Source organism: Kaistia nematophila, assembly GCF_026343855.1.
Taxonomy (GTDB): Bacteria; Pseudomonadota; Alphaproteobacteria; order Rhizobiales; family Kaistiaceae; genus Kaistia; species Kaistia nematophila.
On the sequence record NZ_JAPKNK010000008.1, the window covers coordinates 115988 to 134766 of the forward strand.

Consider the following 18779-nt stretch of genomic DNA (forward strand, 5'->3'; position numbering starts at 1 on the left):
ATCATGATGGACCTCGCTACGTTCCCCTCGCTCATGCCGTTCCTGCCGGAACTCGTTCTGGCAGGTGGCGCTCTTGTGCTGCTGATGATCGGCGCCTTCGGCGGCGAGCGGACCACTTCGCTCGTCACCACGCTCGCCATGCTGCTGGTTCTGGTCGCGGCTCTCGTGCTGATCTTCAAGGCCGAGGACGGTGTCACCTTCAACGGCGCCTTCGTGCTGGATCCGTTCGCCCGCTTCATGAAGCTGCTGGCGCTGATCGGCTCCGGCTTCGCGATCCTGCTGTCGACCGGCTACACGAGGCAGGAGAAGATCGCCCGCTTCGAGTATCCGGTGCTGATCCTGCTCGCGACGCTCGGCATGATGCTGATGATCTCGGCGAATGATCTGATCGCGCTCTATCTCGGCCTCGAGCTGCAGTCGCTCGCGCTCTATGTCGTCGCGGCCAGCAACCGGGAATCCGTCAAGTCGACCGAGGCGGGCCTGAAGTACTTCGTGCTCGGCGCACTGTCGTCCGGCATGCTGCTCTACGGCATCTCGCTGATCTACGGCTTCACCGGTCATACCCAGTTCCCGGGCGTCGCCGCGGCGCTCGGCGGCGGTTCGATCTCGGTCGGCGTCGTGTTCGGCCTGGTGTTCGTGATCGCAGGCCTTGCCTTCAAGGTCTCGGCCGTGCCGTTCCACATGTGGACGCCGGATGTCTATGAAGGCGCTCCGACCTCGGTGACGGCGTTCTTCGCCGCTGCGCCGAAGGCGGCGGCGATGGCCCTGTTCGTCCGCGTGCTCGTCGGCGCGCTCGGTCCGGCGGCGTCGGACTGGCAGCAGGTCATCACCTTTATCGCCATCGCCTCTATGATCCTCGGTGCCTTCGCTGCGATTGGCCAGCGCAACATCAAGCGCCTGATGGCCTATTCCTCCATCGGCCACATGGGTTTCGCGCTCGTCGGCCTCGCCGCCGGCACGGAGGCCGGCGTGCAGGGTGTCCTGATTTACATGGCGATCTACGTCGCCATGACGCTCGGCGCCTTCGCGGTCATCCTGTTCATGCGCCGCCAGGGGCAAGCGGTCGAGCAGATCAGCGATCTCGCCGGCCTGTCGCGCACCCATCCGGTGGTGGCCTTCATCTTCGCGATGATCCTGTTCTCGCTGGCGGGTATCCCGCCGCTGGCCGGCTTCTTCGCCAAGTTCTACGTCTTCCTGGCGGCGATCGAGGCTCACCTCTACATCCTGTCGGTGATCGGCGTGCTCTCCAGCGTCGTCGGCGCCTACTATTATCTCCGCGTCGTCAAGATCATGTATTTCGACGAGCCGGCGGGCGCCTTCGAGCCGATGTCGGGCGAGCTTCGTCTCGTGCTCGGCCTGTCCGGGCTGTTCGTGATGCTCTTCGTTTTCGTGGCCGGCCCGCTCGGCTCGGCGGCGACGGTCGCAGCCAAGACCTTCTTCTGATTTGATGGAGTTCAAGCTCGGCCGGGCCTCCGCAGAGAACCACTACCGCCTCAGGACTTTCGAGACGGTCGGTTCGACGAATGCGGAGGCGATGGCAGCCGCGCGCGCCGGGGATCCCGGCGCGTGCTGGTTCGTTTCCGCGCATCAGACACAGGGCAGGGGCCGTCGCGGCAGTCACTGGGTGACACCGGTCGGCAACATGGCGGCGAGCCTGCTGGTCGTCGTTCCCAATCACCCGGCCACGGCCGCGACGCTCGGCTTCGTCGCGGGTCTCGCCCTGGACGAGGCGCTGCGCTCGGTGGCGCCGGACCTGATGTTGCGCATCGGGCTCGATGGCGTTGAGGGGGTAGGTCCCGCCGGTCGCCGCGATCGTCTTCGCCTCAAATGGCCGAATGACGTTCTCCTCGACGGCGCCAAGCTAGCGGGTATTCTTCTGGAAGCTGAGCCGATTCCCGGCGATCGCCTCGCGGTTGTGATCGGGATCGGCGTGAATGTCGTCGCCGCGCCGGAGGGCTTGCCCTATCCTGCAACGGCACTGGCGGAACTGGGAGTCGGCATCGACGCGGCTCGTGTGTTCGAGGCGCTTTCCGATGCCTGGGCGAGCGTGGCTCGGGTCTGGAATGACGGTCGCGGCTTCAAGGCGGTGAGACGGCTTTGGCTCGATCGCGCCGCCGGTCTCGGCGAGACGGTCGCCGTGCGGATCGGCGAGCAGGTGTTTTCCGGGGTCTTCGAGACGATCGACGATGAAGGTCGGCTCGTCATCCGTTCCCCGGATGGTTTGGTTCGGACGATCGCCGCGGGCGAGGTCCATTTCGGTACAGTGGCGACGTCGAGGCAATGAGCGCAAAAAAAGCAGCTACGGACGACTTCGTCTTCCTTCCCCTGGGTGGCGTTGGCGAGATCGGCATGAACTTGTCGCTCTATGGCTATGGTCCGTCCAATCGCCGGCGCTGGATCTGCGTCGATTTCGGCGTCAGCTTCGCCGGCCCGGACCTGCCGGGCGTCGACTTGGTCCTGCCGGATATCCGCTACATGGTGGAAGAGCGCGACTTCATTGACGCGATCATCATCACCCATGCGCATGAAGACCATTTCGGCGCCCTGCTCGACCTCTGGCCGCAGCTGCATGTGCCGGTCTATGCGAGCGCCTTCACGGCCGGCCTGCTGAACGCCAAGCGCGCGGCGCAGCCCGGCGCGCCGGAGATCCCGGTCACCATCGTCTCGCCGGGCGAGCACGTGACGATCGGCGATTTCGATGTCGAGTTCATCGCCGTCGCCCACTCGATCCTCGAGCCGATGGCGCTGGCGATCCGCACGCCGCTCGGCACCGTGGTCCATACTGGCGACTGGAAGCTCGATCCCGAGCCGGTGATCGGCCCGGTCACCGATGCCGCCCGCTTCGCCGAGATCGGTGACGAAGGCGTGCTGGCGCTCGTCTGTGATTCGACCAACGCCATGCGCGACGGCCGCAGCCCGAGCGAGACCGAGGTCGGCCAGTCGCTGGCCGAGATCGTCAAGGAAGCCACCGGTCGCGTCGCCTTCACGACCTTCGCGTCGAATGTCGGCCGCATCAAGTCGATCGCGCTCGCCGCGCAGGCGGCGGATCGTCAGGTCGTGGTCGTGGGTCGCGCCCTGCGCCGGGCGATCGATGTGGCGACCGAGCTCGGCTACATGGAGGGGCTGCCGCCCTTCCTCGACGAGGAATCCTACGGCTATCTGCCGCGCTCCAAGGTCGTCGCCATCCTGACCGGCAGCCAGGGCGAGCCGCGCGCGGCGCTCGCCCGGATCGCCGAGGACGAGCACAAGTTCGTCGGGCTGTCGCCGGGCGACACCGTCGTGTTCTCGGCGCGGCCGATTCCCGGCAACGAGAAGGCGATCGGCAACATCATCAACCAGCTCTGCGACCAGGGCATCATCGTGCTGACGGACCGCGATCGGCTGGTGCATGTATCCGGCCATCCGCGCCGCGACGAACTCGCCGAGATGTATGGCTGGGTTCGACCCGAGATCGCGATTCCCGTCCATGGCGAGGCGATGCATCTCTGGGCCCATGCGGCCTTCGCCCGCGACATGGGCGTCAAGCAGGTCATGCTGACGGAGAACGGCAACATCGTTCGCCTGGCGCCGGGCGCTGCCGAGGAGATCGACGACGTTCCGGTCGGCCGCCTTTACAAGGACGGCATCATCATCGCCGACGAGGATTCGGTCGGCGTGCCGGAGCGGCGCAAGCTCGGCTTCGCCGGTCATGTCGCCGTATCGGTCGTCCTCGACGGGAAGGGCAGCGTCGCCGTCGATCCGGAGATCGCCCTGACGGGCCTGCCGATCCACGGCGTCTCCGGCCATCCGTTCGAAGAGACGGTGATGACGGCGGTTCTCGGCACGATCGAGAGCATTCCGCGCGCCCGGCGGCGCGATCCCGATCTGGTCCGCGAGGCGATTCGTCGCTCCGTCCGCGCCGCCGTTCGGCAGGCTTGGGGCAAAAAGCCACTTTGCACTGTCTTCGTCGCGATCGTATGACGCCTTTGCAGACGTAAGGTCTGCGAGGGAGCCATGGCATGATCGGCCGACTGAACCATGTGGCGATCGCGGTTTCGGATCTCGAGGCCGCGACGCGTACCTACCGCGACACGCTGGGCGCGCGCGTTTCCGCGCCGCTGAGCCTGCCCGATCACGGGGTCGTCACGGTGTTCGTCGAACTGCCGAACACCAAGATCGAGCTTCTGGCGCCGCTCGGCGAGGAATCGCCCATAGCGAAATTCCTGGCCCGCAATCCGGACGGCGGCATTCACCACCTTTGCTACGAGGTGGACGACATCCTCGCCGCCCGCGACCGGCTCGCAGGCGAGGGCGCCCGCGTGCTGGGCAATGGCGAGCCGAAGATCGGCGCGCATGGCAAGCCGGTGTTGTTCCTGCATCCGAAGGATTTCTGCGGAACGCTGGTCGAACTCGAGGAGGCCTGAACGAGATGCCGATCTACAGCATTTTCGCCGTCTACTTCATCATCTGGTGGCTGGTGCTCTTCATGGTGCTGCCCTTCGGCGTGCGCACGCATGAAGAGGAAGGCAACGTCCTGCTCGGCACGACGCCGAGCGCCCCGGCCAATCTGCGCCTGGTCCGCAAGGCGATCATCACCTCCGTGATCAGCGCAATAATCGTGTACGGGATTTGGTACGGCTACGTGAAGATGGGCTGGACCGCCGAGGTGCTCAGCAAGATCGCGCTCTGAACAGGCGCGATTCCGGCAAGAGATGGCAAACAAAAAAGGCAAGATCCGCGAGGATCTTGCCTTTCTTAGTTCGCGCTCAACCCCTCAGCCGAGCTTTTCGCTCGATTGGCTTTGATCGAGCTCTTTATATCGAGCTCGGCGGCAGCTGCTTTTCAGCGCGCCAGAGGGGGCTTCCTCCCAAGACTTAGACCGCGTGCCTTTGTTTGGAGCCACGCTTTACTGCGTGGTCCTTTGTTATGACCCGACGTTATCCAATGGCTACGCGCTTGTCATCTAATTGTGCATGGGCAGCCCATATTTTTTGCGTCAACATGACTGACCTTAGTTCCTCCGTCGCGGAAATGCCCCGTTTGCGCGTTGGAACGTGCTGATGACGGCAGGGTGCGATCCTGCCCAACGCTTCATCAATCGCCGCGACAAACGCGCTGATTTCCGGGACTTGTGTTTTCGTCCGTGTGTGGCTTGATGTGCGCCCATTCGACTCGCTGGAGCCCTATCTGATGCGCCTTTCCCGCTCGTTTCTGCCGACCCTCCGCGAGACGCCGAAGGAAGCGGAGATCGTTTCCCATCGGCTGATGCTGCGCGCGGGCCTCATTCGCCAGCAGAGCGCGGGCATCTATTCCTGGCTACCGCTGGGTCAGAAGGTTCTGTCCAACATCCAGCGCATCGTCCGCGAGGAACAGGACCGTGCCGGCGCTGTCGAGATCCTGATGCCGACGCTCCAGTCGGCCGATCTCTGGCGCGAAAGCGGCCGCTATGACGATTACGGCAAGGAGATGCTGCGCATCCAGGACCGGCAGGAGCGCGAAATGCTCTACGGCCCCACCAACGAGGAGATGGTCACCGACATCTTCCGCAGCTACGTGCGGTCCTACAAGGAGCTGCCGCTGAACCTCTACCATATCCAGTGGAAGTTCCGCGACGAGCTGCGTCCGCGTTTCGGCGTGATGCGCGGCCGCGAATTCCTGATGAAGGATGCCTATTCCTTCGATATCGACGAGGCTTCGGCCCGCCGCGCCTATAACCGCATGTTCGTCGCCTATCTGCGTACCTTCGACCGTCTCGGCGTCAAGGCGATCCCGATGCGCGCCGATTCGGGCCCGATTGGCGGCGACGCCACGCATGAGTTCATCGTGCTTGCCTCGACCGGCGAGAGCGCCGTGTTCCTCGACAAGGCAGCGCTCGATACGCCGGTTCCAGGCGACGACATCGACTTCTATGGCGACCTGACGCCGATCGTGGCGGCCTGGACCGAGAAGTATGCCGCGACAGAGGAGATGCACGACAAGGCCGTGTTCGAGGCACTTCCGGAAGAGAACCGGGTCGAGGCGCGCGGCATCGAGGTCGGGCAGGTCTTCTACTTCGGCACCAAGTACTCCGAGCCGATGGGCGCCAAGGTCACCGGTCCGGACGGCGTCGAGCACGCGGTCCACATGGGCTCCTACGGCATCGGCGTCTCGCGCCTGGTGGCCGCGATCATCGAGGCGAGCCATGACGAGGCCGGCATCATCTGGCCGGAGAGCATCGCGCCCTACAAGGTCGGCCTGATCAACCTGAAGGTGGGCGACGCGGCGACGGATCTTGCCTGCGACCAGCTCTATGAGCGCCTTACGAAAGCCGGAATCGAAGTCCTTTACGATGATGTCGAGGGGCGCGCGGGAGCGAAGTTCGCGACCATGGACCTGATCGGCCTGCCCTGGCAGCTGATCGTCGGTCCGAAGGGGCTGGAGCGCGGCGAAGTCGAGCTCAAGCAACGGGCGACGGGCGACCGCGAATCCATTAGCGTGGATGCGGCAGTGGCCAAACTTCTTGGCAGCTCTTAAGGCGCGGCGCGCCGCGATCAGGACAGGAATGGCTGAGCCGACCGGCACCAAACCGTTTTCCACCTTCGAATGGATGCTGGCGTTGCGTTATCTGCGCGCACGCCGGCGCGAGACTTTCATCTCGATCATCGCGGGCTTCTCCTTCATCGGCATCATGCTCGGCGTCGCGACGCTGATCATCGTTATGGCGGTGATGAACGGTTTTCGCGGCGAACTGATCGACAAGATCCTCGGTATCAACGGTCATGTCGTGGTGCAGCCGATCGATACGCCGTTCACCGATTTCGCGGACGTCGCCAGTCGTATCGCGATGGTGAAGGGCGTCACGGCAGCGATTCCGCTAGTCGAGGGCCAGGTCTTGGCCTCGGGCGCCAACAACTCGACCGGCGCGCTTGTGCGCGGCGTCCGGGCCGAGGATTTGCCCAGCCTGCCGAGCATCTCGAAGAATGTCCGCCTCGGCACGCTCGACAATTTCGACGAGGCCGAGGGTGTCGCCATCGGCACGCGGCTTGCCACGAACATGGGACTGACGATCGGAGACAAGCTGACGCTTGTCTCGCCGCGCGGCAATGTCACCCCCATGGGGATGACGCCGCGCGTGAAGGCCTATCCGGTGGTGGCGATCTTCGAGATCGGCATGTCGGAATATGATTCTTCCTTCGTCTTCATGCCGTTCGCCGAAGCGCAGGGCTTCTTCAACCAGGACGACAAGGCGTCGGCGATCGAGGTCTATCTCTCCGACGCCGACCAGACCGGCGCGCTGCGCGAGCCGATCGAGACGGCCGCCGGCCGGCCGGTCGTGCTGACCGACTGGCGCCAGCGCAACATGACCTTCTTCTCGGCGCTCGAGGTCGAGCGCAACATGATGTTCATGATCCTGACGCTGATCGTGCTCGTCGCCGCGCTCAACATCATCTCCGGGCTTACCATGCTGGTGAAGGACAAGAGCCACGACATCGCGATCCTGCGCACCATGGGGGCGACGCGCGGCTCGATCCTGCGGGTGTTCTTCATCACCGGGGCGGCGATCGGCACCGTCGGCACCATCGTCGGCGTGCTGCTCGGGACGCTCGTCTGCATGAATATCGAATCGATCCGGCAGTTCGTGTCCTGGCTGACCCGGACCGAGGTCTTCTCGCCGGAGCTCTATTTCCTGTCGAAGCTGCCGGCCGATATGAACGCCGGCGAAACGGTTTCGATCGTCATCATGGCGCTCGTGCTCAGCTATCTCGCCACCATCTATCCGGCCTGGCGGGCGGCGCGGCTCGATCCGGTCGAGGCCCTGCGATACGAATGAGCAACGCCTTGGCAGCAGAACGGCAGAGGCCGAAATCCGGAGCGGAGAGGGCGCCCGCCCTCCGCTTGCTGGGGGTCGAGCGGCACTACAAGGAGGGCGCCGGCAGGCTCTCGATCCTGACGGGCGCCAATCTCGCCATCCATCCGGGCGAGATCGTCGCATTGGTCGCGCCTTCGGGAGCCGGCAAGTCGACGGTGCTGCACCTCGCCGGCCTGCTGGAGCGGCCGGATGGCGGCGATGTCGAGATCGGCGGCCGGCTTGCCGGTTCGCTCGGCGACGCGGAGCGGACGGCGATCCGCCGGCTGCAGATCGGCTTCGTCTACCAGTTCCATCATCTGCTGCCGGAGTTCTCGGCGCTCGAGAACGTGATGATGCCGCAGCTGATCCGCGGGCTCGACCGCAAGGAAGCGGCGCGCCGGGCCGAGGAGCTGCTGGCCTATATGAAGCTCGAAGCGCGGGTGATGCACCGGCCGTCCGAGCTCTCGGGCGGCGAGCAGCAGCGCGTCGCGATCGCGCGCGCCGTCGCCAACGCGCCGCGCCTGCTGCTGGCGGACGAACCGACCGGCAATCTCGATCCCAAGACCTCGCACTATGTCTTCGACGCGCTCGACGCCCTGGTGCGCGCCTCGGGCCTCGCGGCGCTGATCGTGACGCACAACATGGAGCTGGCCGAGCGCATGGACCGCCGCATCACGCTCCAGGCGGGCAAGATCGTCGAGTTCTGAGCGCTCGCGTCTTGCGCGTGATCGAAGTTTCCTGGAATGCCGATCCCATCGATTGCCGGAATTGAGGCGTTCATTCCTCGAAGGCCATTCTGACGCTTGCTACTTTGCTCGTCCATTTCATCGGGCCGACTTCGTCGGCCGGAATCACGAGCAGGGATACACGATGCGTCGCCTTTCGGTTGTAACGGCTGCCGTCCTCTTCGCGCTTGGCGGCCTGCCGGCCTTCGCCGAGGCGCCGGGCACCATCCTCAACGCTTCCTATGATGTCTCGCGCGAGCTCTTCGTCGCCATCGACAAGGCCTATGCCGAGAAATACGCCAAGGACACCGGCAAGACGCTCGAGATCAAGCAGTCGCATGCCGGTTCGTCCAAGCAGGCGCGCTCCATCCTCGAGGGGCTGGAGGCCGATGTCGTCACCTTCAACCAGGCGACCGACATCCAGGTCCTGGCCGACAAGGGCTTCGTCGCCGCCGACTGGACGTCGAAGTTCCCGAACAACGCCTCGCCCTATTATTCGCTGCCGGTGTTCCTTGTCCGAGCCGGCAATCCGAAGGGGATCAAGGACTGGAACGATCTGGTCCGCGATGACGTGAAGCTGGTCTTCCCCAACCCGAAGACCTCCGGCAACGCCCGCTACACCTATCTGGCCGCCACCGCCTACGCCAAGGAAGCCTTCGGCAATGACGAGGCCAAGGTGAATGACTTCGTCAAGAAGTTCCTCGCCAACGTCGCCGTGTTCGACACTGGCGGCCGCGCCGCGACGACCACCTTCGTGGAGCGCGAGATCGGCGACGTCCTGATCACCTTCGAGACCGAGACGACCGGCATCCGCAAGGAATTCGGCGCCGACAAGTTCGACACCGTCGTTCCCTCGGTCAGCCTGCTGGCCGATTTCCCGGTCGCCGTGGTCGACAAGGTGGCCGAGAAGCGCGGCTCCAAGGAGATCGCCAACGACTACCTGAACTTCCTCTATTCTCCGGAAGGCCAGACCATCCTCGCCGAGAACGGCAACCGCGTCCGCGACAAGGCCGTGGTCGAGAAGTTCGCCGCCTCGTTCCAGCCCGTGCGCCTGGTCACGGTCGAGGACGTCTTCGGCGGCTGGCCGGCCGTCAACAAGACCTATTTCGGCTCCGACGGCCTGCTCGATCAGCAGCTCGCCGGCCAGTGAGTTCCGCCGATGTGAGTCTGGGCGGGGCCGGCGCGTTGCCGCGCCGCCGCCCGACGAAGACGAAGGGAAAAGGGCAGGGCCGGGTCGTACCCGGCTTTCGCCTTTCGCTCGGCCTGACGCTGCTCTATGCGGCGCTGATCATCTGCCTGCCGCTGGCGACGTTGATCGTCGTCGGCGCGCGTCTGGGGCCGGCCGATTACTGGGCCGTCGTCAGCTCGCCGCGCGCGGTCGCCAGCTATCGCGTCACGCTGGGCGCGGCCGCGCTCGCCACGATCTTCAACACCGTCTACGGCTTCGCGCTCGCCTGGGTGCTGGTCCGGCATGATTTTCCCGGTCGCCGGATCCTGGATGCCATCGTCGATCTGCCCTTTGCGCTGCCGACCGCCGTCGCCGGCGTGGCACTAACGGCGATCTTCGCCAAGAATGGCTGGTTCGGCGAGCCGCTCGCGGCGCTCGGAATCAAGGTCGCCTACACGCCGATCGGCATCGCGCTCGCCATGGCCTTCACCAGCCTGCCCTTCATCGTGCGCACGCTGCAGCCGGTGATGGAGGAACTGGATGGCGAGATCGAGGAGGCGGCGCGCACGCTCGGCGCCGGCAATGTCACGATCTTCTTCCGCGTCGTGCTGCCGATCCTCGTGCCGGCGCTGCTGGCGGGCGTTTCGCTCGCCTTCGCGCGCTGCCTGGGCGAGTTTGGCGCGGTGATCTTCATCGCCGGCAACCAGCCCTACAGCACCGAGATCACGGCCTTGCTCGCCTTCATCCGCATCGAGGAATACGACTATCCCGCCGCCGCGGCGATCGCGACGGTCATGCTCGGGACCGCCTTCGTCCTGCTCGTTGTCACCAACGCGCTGCAGGCCTTTGCCCGCCGCCACGAACTCGCCCCATGAGCGCTGCCTCGCATCTCTCCCGCGGCGGCGCCCGTCGCAACTGGCGCGGCTACGCGCTGATCGGCGGCGTGTTGCTGGTGACGGCGCTCGTCATTGGCGCACCGGTCGCAGCCGTCTTCGTGCAGGCACTGTCGCAGGGCCTCGGCTTCGCGCTGAAGTCGCTCGCCGATCCGGATACGCGCGCGGCCATCTGGCTCAGCATCACGGTCGCGGTCATCGTCGTGCCGATCAATACGGTGTTCGGCATCGCTGCCGCCTGGGCGATCGCCAAGTTCCGCTTTCCCGGCCGCAAGCTGCTGCTCGCCATCGTCGAACTGCCCTTCTCGGTCTCGCCGATCGTCGCCGGCATTTCCTATCTGTTCGTCTATGGCGGGCAGGGGCTGTTCGGACCGTTCCTTGAAGCGCATGACCTGAAGATCATGTTCGCCTTGCCGGGCATCATCCTCGCCACGACCTTCGTGACGGCACCCTTCGTGGCGCGCGAGCTGATCCCGCTGATGCAGCTCCAGGGCAATGGCGACGAGGAGGTGGCGGCGACGCTCGGCGCCCATGGTTGGCAGACGTTCTTCCGCGTGACTCTTCCCAACATCCGCTGGGGCCTGCTTTACGGCGTGGTGCTCTGCAATGCGCGCGTGCTCGGCGAATTCGGCGCCGTGTCGATCGTCTCCGGCAATATCCGGGGCGAGACCAACACGCTGCCGCTGCATGTCGAGCTGCTGTATCACGACTACAACGCCGCCGGGGCTTTCGCGGCGGCGGCGGTGCTGACGCTGGTGGCGCTCGTGACCTTGTTCGTCAAGACGATCCTGGAGCGGGTGACCGGCAGCGCCGGTGCGCTGCACGGGTCCTGAGGTCTCAGCAGAGGCTGAGCCGCTCCAACTCGTGCGGACGCTTGATCACGACGTGGCGGGAGGTCGGCAGCGCGATCGTGCCGGCGCTCTCGAGCTGGGTCATGGTGCGTGAAACGGTCTCGATGGTGAGGCCGAGATAGTCGGCGATGTCCTGGCGCGACATCGGCAGGTCGATCTCGTCGTCGCTGCCCTGCCGTTCGGCCATCTCGCTCAGGAACGAGCCGATCTTCTCCACGGCGGTCTTGCGGCCGAGCAGCAGCGCATGTTGCTGGCAGGCATCGAGGCTGCGGGCCGTGATGTCCCAGAGCGAGCGGGCGACTGCCGTGTCGCGGCCGGCTGCCGCGAAGGCAGCGCTGCGGCTGACCATGACGACGTGGAGGTCGGTGATGGCTTCGACGGCGAAGCAGTGCGTGTCGCGCGCTTCCATGCCGAAATAGTCGCCCGCCATCAGGAAGGCGCCGATCTGCCGCCTGCCGTTGCAGAGCAGCTTGCAGGTGCGGGCCGTGCCGCTGACGACCTGGTAGATGTGCTCGGCGGGGTCTTCCTCGGCGACGATCTCGGCGCCGCGCTCGAAGTGGAGCGGGATGCCCGTGAGGCCGAGGAAGCTGGTGTGGCGGGCCGAGGGGACGAACCCGCGGGCGCCGTCGGTCCGGTTGGAAACGATGCCCCGGGTGGTTGCAACGGACGTCAACATGTCGTCATCCTCGAATTCATCCAGTGTTGATGCTGGATTAGGATGCCGGGCGCCGGGATTGAATTCAGATCATGTACCTAAGGGATTCCCCTTAGGCGCGTCGGCGGCCCTTCGGGCGGCCGGTTCCGATGTCGAGGGGTGAGTTGCTTGTCTTGTTTTCCTGAGCGGCGCGCGGGCGAAGTCTCTGGCGGCCGCGGCAACTCGGTGGCTCGGCGATGAAGATCTCCTGGCCCGTCGGCCGGGCCTCGCGGGTGCTGCTGGCGTCGTTGTTCGTCGCCGTGCTGATGGCGGCAGCCACTTGGCTGTCCGTGCAGCCGGTCTTCCGGATGCAGGCGACGTTCCTGCTCTATATTCCGGCCGTGATCGTCGCCGCCGGCCTTGGCGGGCTCTGGCCCGGCCTCATCGCGATCGCCATCAGCCTGGTGGTCGGCCTGGCGATCCATGGCCAGTTGGAGGGATTGCAGGCACCGCATGTCTGGAATGGCGCTGCTTTCGCCGTGATCGGCGGGGCGCTTGTTGTCCTTGGCGAGTGGTTGCGCCGGGTGCGCCGGCAGCTTGCCACGGCGGCGGCGGATCTTCGCTACCGCGAGGCGCATCTCCGCTCCATCCTCGAGACGATCCCCGACGCGATGATTGTCATTGACGATGTCGGGCTGGTGCAATCGTTCAGCGCGGCGGCGCAGCGCATGTTCGGCTATTCGGCCGAGGAGATTCTCGGCAGCAATGTGAAGCGGCTGATGCCGTCTTCCTATCGCGAACAGCACGACGGCTATCTGGAGCGCTACCGCAGGACCGGCGAGCGGCGCATCATCGGCATCGGCCGCATCGTCGTCGGTGAGCGCAAGGACGGCTCGACCTTCCCGATGGAACTGGCGATCGGCGAGATGCACTCTGGCGACCAGCGCTTCTTCACCGGATTCGTGCGGGATCTCTCCGAACGGCAGGAAACCGAGGCGCGGCTGCAGGAACTGCAGTCGGAACTGGTGCATATCTCGCGCGTCACCGCCATGGGCGAGATCGCCTCGACCCTGGCGCACGAGTTGAACCAGCCGCTCTCGGCCGTCGCCAATTATCTGCGCGGCTCGCGCCGGCTGCTGGAGAGCGGCGCGCCGGAGAACATTCCCAAGGTGCGCGCCGCGCTCGAGAGCGCCGCCGACCAGGCCCTGCGCGCCGGTGAGATCATCCGCCGCCTGCGCGACTTTCTGGCGCGCGGCGAAACGGAGAAGCGCGTCGAGAGCCTCGCCCGCCTTATCGAGGAAGCGAGCGCGCTGGCGCTCGTCGGCGCCAAGGAGAAGGGCATCCGTATCCGCTTCGCCTTGGATCCCGAGGTCGATCTTCTGTTCGGCGACCGGGTGCAGATCCAGCAGGTGCTTGTCAATCTGATGCGCAACGCCATCGACGCGATGGACGAGGGCGGGGGCAGGGATCTGGTCATTTCCAGCGAGATCGAACCGGGCGGCGAGATGATTCGAGTGAAGGTATCGGACAGAGGCACGGGGATTGCGCCGGAGGTGATGGCGCGGTTGTTCCAGCCCTTCCTGACCACGAAGCAGAACGGCATGGGCGTCGGCCTTTCCATCTGCCGCACCATCGTCGAGGCGCATGGCGGGCGAATCTGGGCCGAAGGCAATCCCGGCGGCGGCACCGTCTTCAACTTCACCGTGCCTGCGGTCCGGATCGAGGAGACTGAGCGTGTCCACTGAAGCGAGGGTTCACGTCATCGACGATGACGACGCGGCGCGCGACTCGCTCGCCTTCCTGTTCGAGAGCGCCGGCATCGCCGTCGAGACCTATGCGTCGGGCGCCGCCTTTCTCGCGGCGGCGCCGACCCTCGCGGATGGCTGCATCGTCACCGACGTGCGGATGCCGGAAATCAACGGCATCGAACTTCTGAAGCGGTTGAAGGCGCAGGCGATCGCTCTGCCCGTCATCGTCATCACCGGTCATGCCGACATCGCGCTCGCCGTCGAGGCGATGAAGAGCGGCGCCGTCGATTTCATGGAGAAGCCGTTCGACGACGAGGCGATGCTGCGCGCCGTTCGCGCCGCGCTGGCGCGGCAGGGCAAGGCGCGCGAGGAGGGGCGCGAGAAGGCGGATATCCGCCAGCGCCTGGCAGCCCTCACCAATCGCGAGCAGCAGGTTCTCGAAGGCCTCGTCGCCGGCCATGCCAACAAGCGCATCGCGCACGACCTCGACATCAGCCCGCGCACGGTCGAGATCTACCGGGCGCATGTGATGACCAAGATGGACGCCGCAAGCCTGTCGGAACTGGTGCGGATGGCGCTGATCGTGGGGACGACCGGCGGCGTGGCCGAAGGCTAACGGCCAGTTGCGATGGATCAATGCGGTCGAGGCGGTAGGCGGCCAGGGTACGGGCTTTCCGCGCGAACCCTCGATCGATGGCAAGCTCCGCAATTTCCGATCCTCCGCCGCCCGGCCTGGTTTTCGTCATCGACGGGGATGGCGCGGTGCGTCGTTCGCTGCGCTTCGCCCTCGGCATTGACGGCTTCGCGGTCGAGACCTTCGGCGATGCCGAGACGTTCCTAAGGCTGGCCGAACTCCGTCCCGACGCTTGCGTCGTCGTCGACTACCACCTGAAACGCATCAACGGCATCGACCTTATCGAGACCGTCTGGCGGCGCGGCTGCCCGATGCCGGCGATCCTGACCGTCACCAATCCATCGCCGGCGCTGATCCGCCGGGCGGCGGAGGCCGGGGTTGCCCTGGTCGAGAAGCCGCTGCTCGGATCCGCCCTGCTCGACCGGATCCGCGAGGCGCTCGCGGGCGCCGCCCCGCTCGGCTGAGGCGATAGGACGGTATCGGCCGACCTCTGCCTGCACGCCCCCGTCATGGTAGCGGCGTTTCACTCGCGTATGGATTGCGCAGTCGAATCAGGTCGCGCGTGCTACGACGCTCCTGAACGATCGCGCGAACGGGACGTAGCCGGGACTTTCCATGAACGATACGACGAGCAATGCGGGACGCAGTCCCGTGCCGGCCATGATCGGCATCTGCGCGATCATCCTGATCATCGCGGCGATGTACTGGGCGAGCAACGTCTTCGCGCCGATATCCTTCGCGCTGCTGATCATCGCCATGGTCTGGCCGGTGCAGCGCGCGATGCAGGCGCGCCTGCCGCAACTCGTCGCGCTGCTTGTCTGCCTCGTTGGCACCATCGTCGTGATGGCGATCTTCGCGCTGCTCCTCGGCTGGAGCCTCAATCGGGTCGGCATCTATGTGCTGAGCGACACGGCGCGCTTCCAGGCGATGTACAACCAGCTAGCGACCTGGCTGGAAGGCTACGGCATCGCCGTCAACGGCCTCTGGGAGCGGCATTTCAACGTCAGCTGGATCCTGCGCATCGTCCAGCAGGTCACCGGCCGCCTGAACAGCACGCTGACCTTCTCGCTGGTGGTCCTGATCTACGTCATGCTCGGCCTGCTGGAGGTTGGTGACATCGGCCGCAAGCTCCGCCGCTTCCAGCCCGGCAGCATCGGCTATGCCTTCCTGGTCGGCAGCAGCGAGACCGCGGCCAAGCTGCGCCGCTACATGCTGGTCCGCACGCTGATGAGCATCATGACCGGTGTGCTTGTCTGGGGCCTCACCTATGGTTCCGGCCTGAGCCTTTCCGCCGAGTGGGGCGTCATCGCCTTCGCGCTCAATTACATCCCGGTGATCGGGCCGCTCTTCGCCACCGTGCTGCCGACGCTCTTCGCCATCGCCCAGTTCGATACCTGGCAGGCGGCGATCCTCATCTTCGTCTTCCTGAACCTGATCCAGTTCCTGGTCGGCTCCTATCTGGAGCCGCGAATCGCCGGCCGTTCGCTGGCGCTCTCGCCGGTGATGGTTCTATTCGCGGTGTTCTTCGGCACCTTCCTCTGGGGCATCGCCGGCGCCTTCATCGGCGTGCCGATCGCGATCGCCATCGTGACGATCGCCGCCCATCACGAATCGAGCCGCTGGCTCGCCGACATCTTCGGCGCCGGCGACGGCGATGCGTCGGAGCCGCAGTCCGGCTGAGGCCGGGGTTAACAGCTCGGCCCCGCTGGTAACGGATCGTTAGCCCTGCGTCGGCGTTGCAGCGGATTTGCGCTCGGGCGCCGGAACGACGATCGTCTCCGGCCGCGCCAGCGCCAGTTTTCTACCGTCGACATGCAGTGTGTGGATGTGGAAGTAGCTGTCCCTGGCGTTGGTCCCTTCCATCACCGGTGACGGCGCCGAGATGATCGGCAGCCCACCGCTCTCGCCGATCCAGTCGACATGGCGATGGCCGTGCAGGATCACGGCCCGTCCGGCGAAGCGGGCGATGTGGCGCACGAACCAGGTGCCGTTGATCAGGGCCGTCCCGATCCGCTCCGACAGCGCCTTGGCAGGTTGCGGATATTCGACGACATGGTGGTGCAGCGCGATCAGCCACGACGCCTCGGGATATTCCTCCACGATCGCGTCCATCGCCCGAGCCTGCTCCAGCGAAACCATGCCGAGCGCGTTGGTGAAGGAAAAATGCGTCTCGGCATTGGAGTTCAACACGATGATGCCGAGCCCGTCCGGACGCGCCGGCGGCTGCACCATTGGAAAGACGCCGGTCCACAGCTCGGCGACCGGCCGCCCGGCGCGGCGTGAGGCGCGGTTGGCAAAGGCTTCGATCGCCTCGCGCTGGCCATTCATCACCGCATGGAAGGTCTCGCCCAGCCGGCGCTGGCCACGGTCGATCACCCGGTATCGATCGCCCTGCAGCGCCTCCATGCCGGATAGAGTCCGCAGCTGTCGCAGCCGCTTGTTCGGGCTCATCGGCAGGTCCATGCGGGCGGGGTTGTTGCGGTCGACGACGTTGACGTCGTGGTTGCCGGGCAGCACCGTCACCAGAGGGATCAGTTCCGCAAACGGCTCCAGCGCGTCGAGGAAAGCCGCCCATTCCGTCGAGATGCCGGCGTCCGTCATGTCGCCGGTGATCAGGATGGCGTCGAGGGGATTCGCCGCGTGGACGGCGCGCAGGCGTTCCAGCGTTGCGGTGAACTTGTCGTTGCCGCGCGGGCCGACCCGGCCACTTTCGATGCGGAAGCCATAGCGGTCGCCGACGCAGTGGACGTCGGAGAGATGCGCGACGCGCCAGCGTGGCGCGCCGGCCGGCACCGGCCGGAAATCCGTGAAGCTGCGCGGCTGCGCCATGGTGGCGTCAGCGATGCCCCAGACGAGGGCGGCGATGGCAAGATAGGCGCAGAGCAGCACCGTGGCGTTGGCAAGCGCCAGGATGACGACCCGGCGCGGCGCCGCGAGATCGGCGAGTGTGCCGGTCCAGTGCGTCGCCGGCCAGACCAGGGCGGCGACGCCGATCGCCAGGATGCAGACGGTGAGGCCGGCGATCGCCGCCGTCATGGCGCGGGCGCTGGCGACGGTCGCCGGCTTGGCGTCGATGCGGCGAAGCAGGCGATGCTCGATCAGGTGGCGCAGCGTCTCGCGGCAAAGCGCATAGCCCGGTTGCACCATGATCGAGTTCAGCGACCAAAAGCTGCTCTCGATCATCCGGAACAGCGGCCGGCCGCCATACCAGGCGATAAGTCCGAGGATCACCAGCAATGCCGCCGGCACCAGCCCGCTATAGAGCTCCGCCGCCTGGCGCGAGACATTGCCGATCCAGATCGACAGGAAAAACGGGATGAGCCCGAGCACGAGCCCGGGCAGACCCATCAGCAGGATCCAGGCGAAGATCAGCTTGATCGGGCTGATTTCAGCCAGCAGCGATCCGGCGATCGCAAACAGCGAGCGCTGCTTGGTGCTGGAGGCATCGTCTTCAATGTCGCCCTTGCGGGGATCGACCATCGGTTTCATAGGCGGCACACGGGCAAGGGCGACATTCCAGGTTAAGGGCGACTAGCTGGTGGCCGGGGTGGCGCCGCCGGCGGGGGCGGAACCCGGCGCGGCCTCGGCCGGGGCGGCCTGAGCGCCGGAGTGATCGGCCAGCGCCTCGCGCAGCGCCTTCTCCTGCTCGTCGGTGAGCGAGGTGCGCATCACCGTGCCGCCGACGCCGCGCAGGTCCGCCAGCACCTTGTCGGTGGTCATCTTGCGGATGAGCAGGAACAGGCCGGCATTGCCCGGCGCCAGCGACTGCGCCGCGTCCTTCATGAACTGGTCGTTGATGCCGACATCGGTCAGCTTGCCGCCGAGCGCGCCCGAGGCGGCGCCGATCGCCGTGCCGACCAGCGGCATCAGGAAGATGAAGCCGATCAGCGTGCCCCAGAAGGCGCCGGAGACCGCGCCGGTCGCCGTCGTGTTCACCAGTTGGTTGAGCTTGATCCGGCCGTTGGCGTCGCGCACGGCCACCACGGCGTCGCCGAGCTCGATCAGATACTCCTTCTGCATCTCCAGCACGCGGTCGCGCACTTCCTCGGCCTTCTGCTCGGACGGAAAGGCGATAAAGACGAGGTCGCTCATCGGGAAAACTCCATCGTTCGGGACGATTTTGAAACCGCGGATCGGTTGGCCGGCAGGTGGAAACATGCCCAGCCACCACGCGCCGGAGAGGCGCATGGGTCCAGCGGCGCTACCATAGCGCGACTGGCGAAGATTGCGAGCGCGCCAAATCCCGCCGCACGGCTCTGTGTTCCTAAATTGAAGTTTTCCCACGGCCGATGCGCGGGGGGGGGCCGCGTGGCGGGAGT

At 65.8% G+C, this 18779-nt stretch carries 18 protein-coding genes; 15 read left to right on the forward strand and 3 right to left on the reverse strand.

The features are described from left to right. Positions 1-3 precede the first annotated feature (3 nt). From nuoN to cysW, 11 genes are all read left to right on the forward strand, one after another. Positions 4-1443 carry an NADH-quinone oxidoreductase subunit NuoN gene (nuoN, locus tag OSH07_RS17985; RefSeq protein ID WP_420909654.1) on the forward strand — a complete coding sequence of 480 codons (1440 nt, stop codon included), beginning with the start codon at positions 4-6 and terminating at the stop codon, positions 1441-1443. Between the two features lie 4 nt (positions 1444-1447). Beyond that, the gene (locus tag OSH07_RS17990; protein WP_266340062.1) at positions 1448-2284 is read left to right on the forward strand and encodes a biotin--[acetyl-CoA-carboxylase] ligase; all 837 of its coding nucleotides are present in this window, start codon (positions 1448-1450) and stop codon (positions 2282-2284) included. Further along, the gene (locus OSH07_RS17995; protein ID WP_266340063.1) at positions 2281-3960 is read left to right on the forward strand and encodes a ribonuclease J; all 1680 of its coding nucleotides are present in this window, start codon (positions 2281-2283) and stop codon (positions 3958-3960) included. The genes OSH07_RS17990 and OSH07_RS17995 overlap by 4 nt, the downstream gene beginning before the upstream one ends. Positions 3961-3998: 38 nt before the next feature. After that, positions 3999-4403 carry a methylmalonyl-CoA epimerase gene (gene mce / locus OSH07_RS18000; protein ID WP_266340064.1) on the forward strand — a complete coding sequence of 135 codons (405 nt, stop codon included), beginning with the start codon at positions 3999-4001 and terminating at the stop codon, positions 4401-4403. A 5-nt stretch (positions 4404-4408) separates the two neighbouring features. Then, a complete protein-coding gene (locus OSH07_RS18005; protein WP_266340065.1) occupies positions 4409-4669 on the forward strand; it encodes a DUF1467 family protein in 261 nt (86 codons plus the stop codon). 500 nt (positions 4670-5169) lie between these two features. Further along, positions 5170-6492 (forward strand): proline--tRNA ligase, encoded by a 1323-nt coding sequence (gene proS, locus OSH07_RS18010; protein WP_266340066.1) that lies wholly within the window; start codon positions 5170-5172, stop codon positions 6490-6492. 28 nt (positions 6493-6520) lie between these two features. After that, positions 6521-7789 carry a lipoprotein-releasing ABC transporter permease subunit gene (locus OSH07_RS18015; protein WP_266340067.1) on the forward strand — a complete coding sequence of 423 codons (1269 nt, stop codon included), beginning with the start codon at positions 6521-6523 and terminating at the stop codon, positions 7787-7789. After that, positions 7786-8514, forward strand: a complete 729-nt coding sequence (locus tag OSH07_RS18020) for an ABC transporter ATP-binding protein (protein WP_266340068.1) — start codon at positions 7786-7788, stop codon at positions 8512-8514. Before OSH07_RS18015 ends, OSH07_RS18020 begins: the two co-directional genes overlap by 4 nt. Positions 8515-8677: 163 nt before the next feature. Continuing rightward, positions 8678-9682, forward strand: a complete 1005-nt coding sequence (gene cysP / locus OSH07_RS18025) for a thiosulfate ABC transporter substrate-binding protein CysP (protein WP_266340069.1) — start codon at positions 8678-8680, stop codon at positions 9680-9682. A gap of 35 nt (positions 9683-9717) precedes the next feature. Continuing rightward, entirely contained in the window at positions 9718-10575 is an 858-nt protein-coding gene (gene cysT, locus OSH07_RS18030; RefSeq protein WP_266340070.1) for a sulfate ABC transporter permease subunit CysT, read from the forward strand. Further along, the gene (gene cysW / locus OSH07_RS18035; RefSeq protein ID WP_266340071.1) at positions 10572-11426 is read left to right on the forward strand and encodes a sulfate ABC transporter permease subunit CysW; all 855 of its coding nucleotides are present in this window, start codon (positions 10572-10574) and stop codon (positions 11424-11426) included. Before cysT ends, cysW begins: the two co-directional genes overlap by 4 nt. 4 nt (positions 11427-11430) lie before the next feature. Here the strand turns inward: cysW and OSH07_RS18040 are convergent, their stop codons facing one another. Further along, a complete protein-coding gene (locus OSH07_RS18040) occupies positions 11431-12120 on the reverse strand; it encodes a helix-turn-helix domain-containing protein (RefSeq protein WP_266340072.1) in 690 nt (229 codons plus the stop codon). A 215-nt stretch (positions 12121-12335) separates the two neighbouring features. Between OSH07_RS18040 and OSH07_RS18045 the strand changes: the two genes are divergently transcribed. The 4 genes from OSH07_RS18045 (at position 12336) to OSH07_RS18060 (ending at position 16140) form a co-directional block, all read left to right on the forward strand. Further along, complete coding sequence (locus tag OSH07_RS18045) at positions 12336-13823, forward strand: PAS domain S-box protein (RefSeq protein ID WP_266340073.1); 1488 nt, start codon at positions 12336-12338, stop codon at positions 13821-13823. Next, a complete protein-coding gene (fixJ, locus tag OSH07_RS18050) occupies positions 13813-14442 on the forward strand; it encodes a response regulator FixJ (protein ID WP_266340074.1) in 630 nt (209 codons plus the stop codon). The genes OSH07_RS18045 and fixJ overlap by 11 nt, the downstream gene beginning before the upstream one ends. Positions 14443-14519: 77 nt before the next feature. Next, the gene (locus OSH07_RS18055) at positions 14520-14924 is read left to right on the forward strand and encodes a response regulator transcription factor (protein ID WP_266340075.1); all 405 of its coding nucleotides are present in this window, start codon (positions 14520-14522) and stop codon (positions 14922-14924) included. A 151-nt stretch (positions 14925-15075) separates the two neighbouring features. After that, the gene (locus tag OSH07_RS18060) at positions 15076-16140 is read left to right on the forward strand and encodes an AI-2E family transporter (protein WP_266340076.1); all 1065 of its coding nucleotides are present in this window, start codon (positions 15076-15078) and stop codon (positions 16138-16140) included. Between the two features lie 39 nt (positions 16141-16179). On the opposite strand, the gene OSH07_RS18065 is transcribed toward OSH07_RS18060, so the two are convergent. Both OSH07_RS18065 and OSH07_RS18070 read right to left on the reverse strand, forming a co-directional pair. Continuing rightward, entirely contained in the window at positions 16180-17940 is a 1761-nt protein-coding gene (locus OSH07_RS18065) for a metallophosphoesterase family protein (RefSeq protein ID WP_266340077.1), read from the reverse strand. A 51-nt stretch (positions 17941-17991) separates the two neighbouring features. Then, positions 17992-18552, reverse strand: coding sequence for a DUF1269 domain-containing protein (locus OSH07_RS18070; protein WP_266340078.1), 561 nt, complete (start codon positions 18550-18552; stop codon positions 17992-17994). Positions 18553-18779: the final 227 nt, after the last annotated feature.

What these genes read in the sequence shown, in the direction of transcription:
- cysW (WP_266340071.1), top strand. Translation starts at nt 10,572, where the DNA reads ATGAGCGCTGCCTCGCATCTCTCCCGCGGCGGCGCCCGTCGCAACTGG.
- OSH07_RS18020 (WP_266340068.1), top strand. Translation starts at nt 7,786, where the DNA reads ATGAGCAACGCCTTGGCAGCAGAACGGCAGAGGCCGAAATCCGGAGCG.
- OSH07_RS18070 (WP_266340078.1), bottom strand. Translation starts at nt 18,552, where the DNA reads ATGAGCGACCTCGTCTTTATCGCCTTTCCGTCCGAGCAGAAGGCCGAG.
- OSH07_RS17990 (WP_266340062.1), top strand. Translation starts at nt 1,448, where the DNA reads ATGGAGTTCAAGCTCGGCCGGGCCTCCGCAGAGAACCACTACCGCCTC.
- proS (WP_266340066.1), top strand. Translation starts at nt 5,170, where the DNA reads ATGCGCCTTTCCCGCTCGTTTCTGCCGACCCTCCGCGAGACGCCGAAG.
- OSH07_RS18065 (WP_266340077.1), bottom strand. Translation starts at nt 17,940, where the DNA reads ATGGTCGATCCCCGCAAGGGCGACATTGAAGACGATGCCTCCAGCACC.
- OSH07_RS18060 (WP_266340076.1), top strand. Translation starts at nt 15,076, where the DNA reads ATGAACGATACGACGAGCAATGCGGGACGCAGTCCCGTGCCGGCCATG.
- nuoN (WP_420909654.1), top strand. Translation starts at nt 4, where the DNA reads ATGATGGACCTCGCTACGTTCCCCTCGCTCATGCCGTTCCTGCCGGAA.
- OSH07_RS18040 (WP_266340072.1), bottom strand. Translation starts at nt 12,120, where the DNA reads ATGTTGACGTCCGTTGCAACCACCCGGGGCATCGTTTCCAACCGGACC.
- OSH07_RS18005 (WP_266340065.1), top strand. Translation starts at nt 4,409, where the DNA reads ATGCCGATCTACAGCATTTTCGCCGTCTACTTCATCATCTGGTGGCTG.
- OSH07_RS18015 (WP_266340067.1), top strand. Translation starts at nt 6,521, where the DNA reads ATGGCTGAGCCGACCGGCACCAAACCGTTTTCCACCTTCGAATGGATG.
- mce (WP_266340064.1), top strand. Translation starts at nt 3,999, where the DNA reads ATGATCGGCCGACTGAACCATGTGGCGATCGCGGTTTCGGATCTCGAG.
- OSH07_RS17995 (WP_266340063.1), top strand. Translation starts at nt 2,281, where the DNA reads ATGAGCGCAAAAAAAGCAGCTACGGACGACTTCGTCTTCCTTCCCCTG.
- cysP (WP_266340069.1), top strand. Translation starts at nt 8,678, where the DNA reads ATGCGTCGCCTTTCGGTTGTAACGGCTGCCGTCCTCTTCGCGCTTGGC.
- OSH07_RS18055 (WP_266340075.1), top strand. Translation starts at nt 14,520, where the DNA reads ATGGCAAGCTCCGCAATTTCCGATCCTCCGCCGCCCGGCCTGGTTTTC.
- OSH07_RS18045 (WP_266340073.1), top strand. Translation starts at nt 12,336, where the DNA reads ATGAAGATCTCCTGGCCCGTCGGCCGGGCCTCGCGGGTGCTGCTGGCG.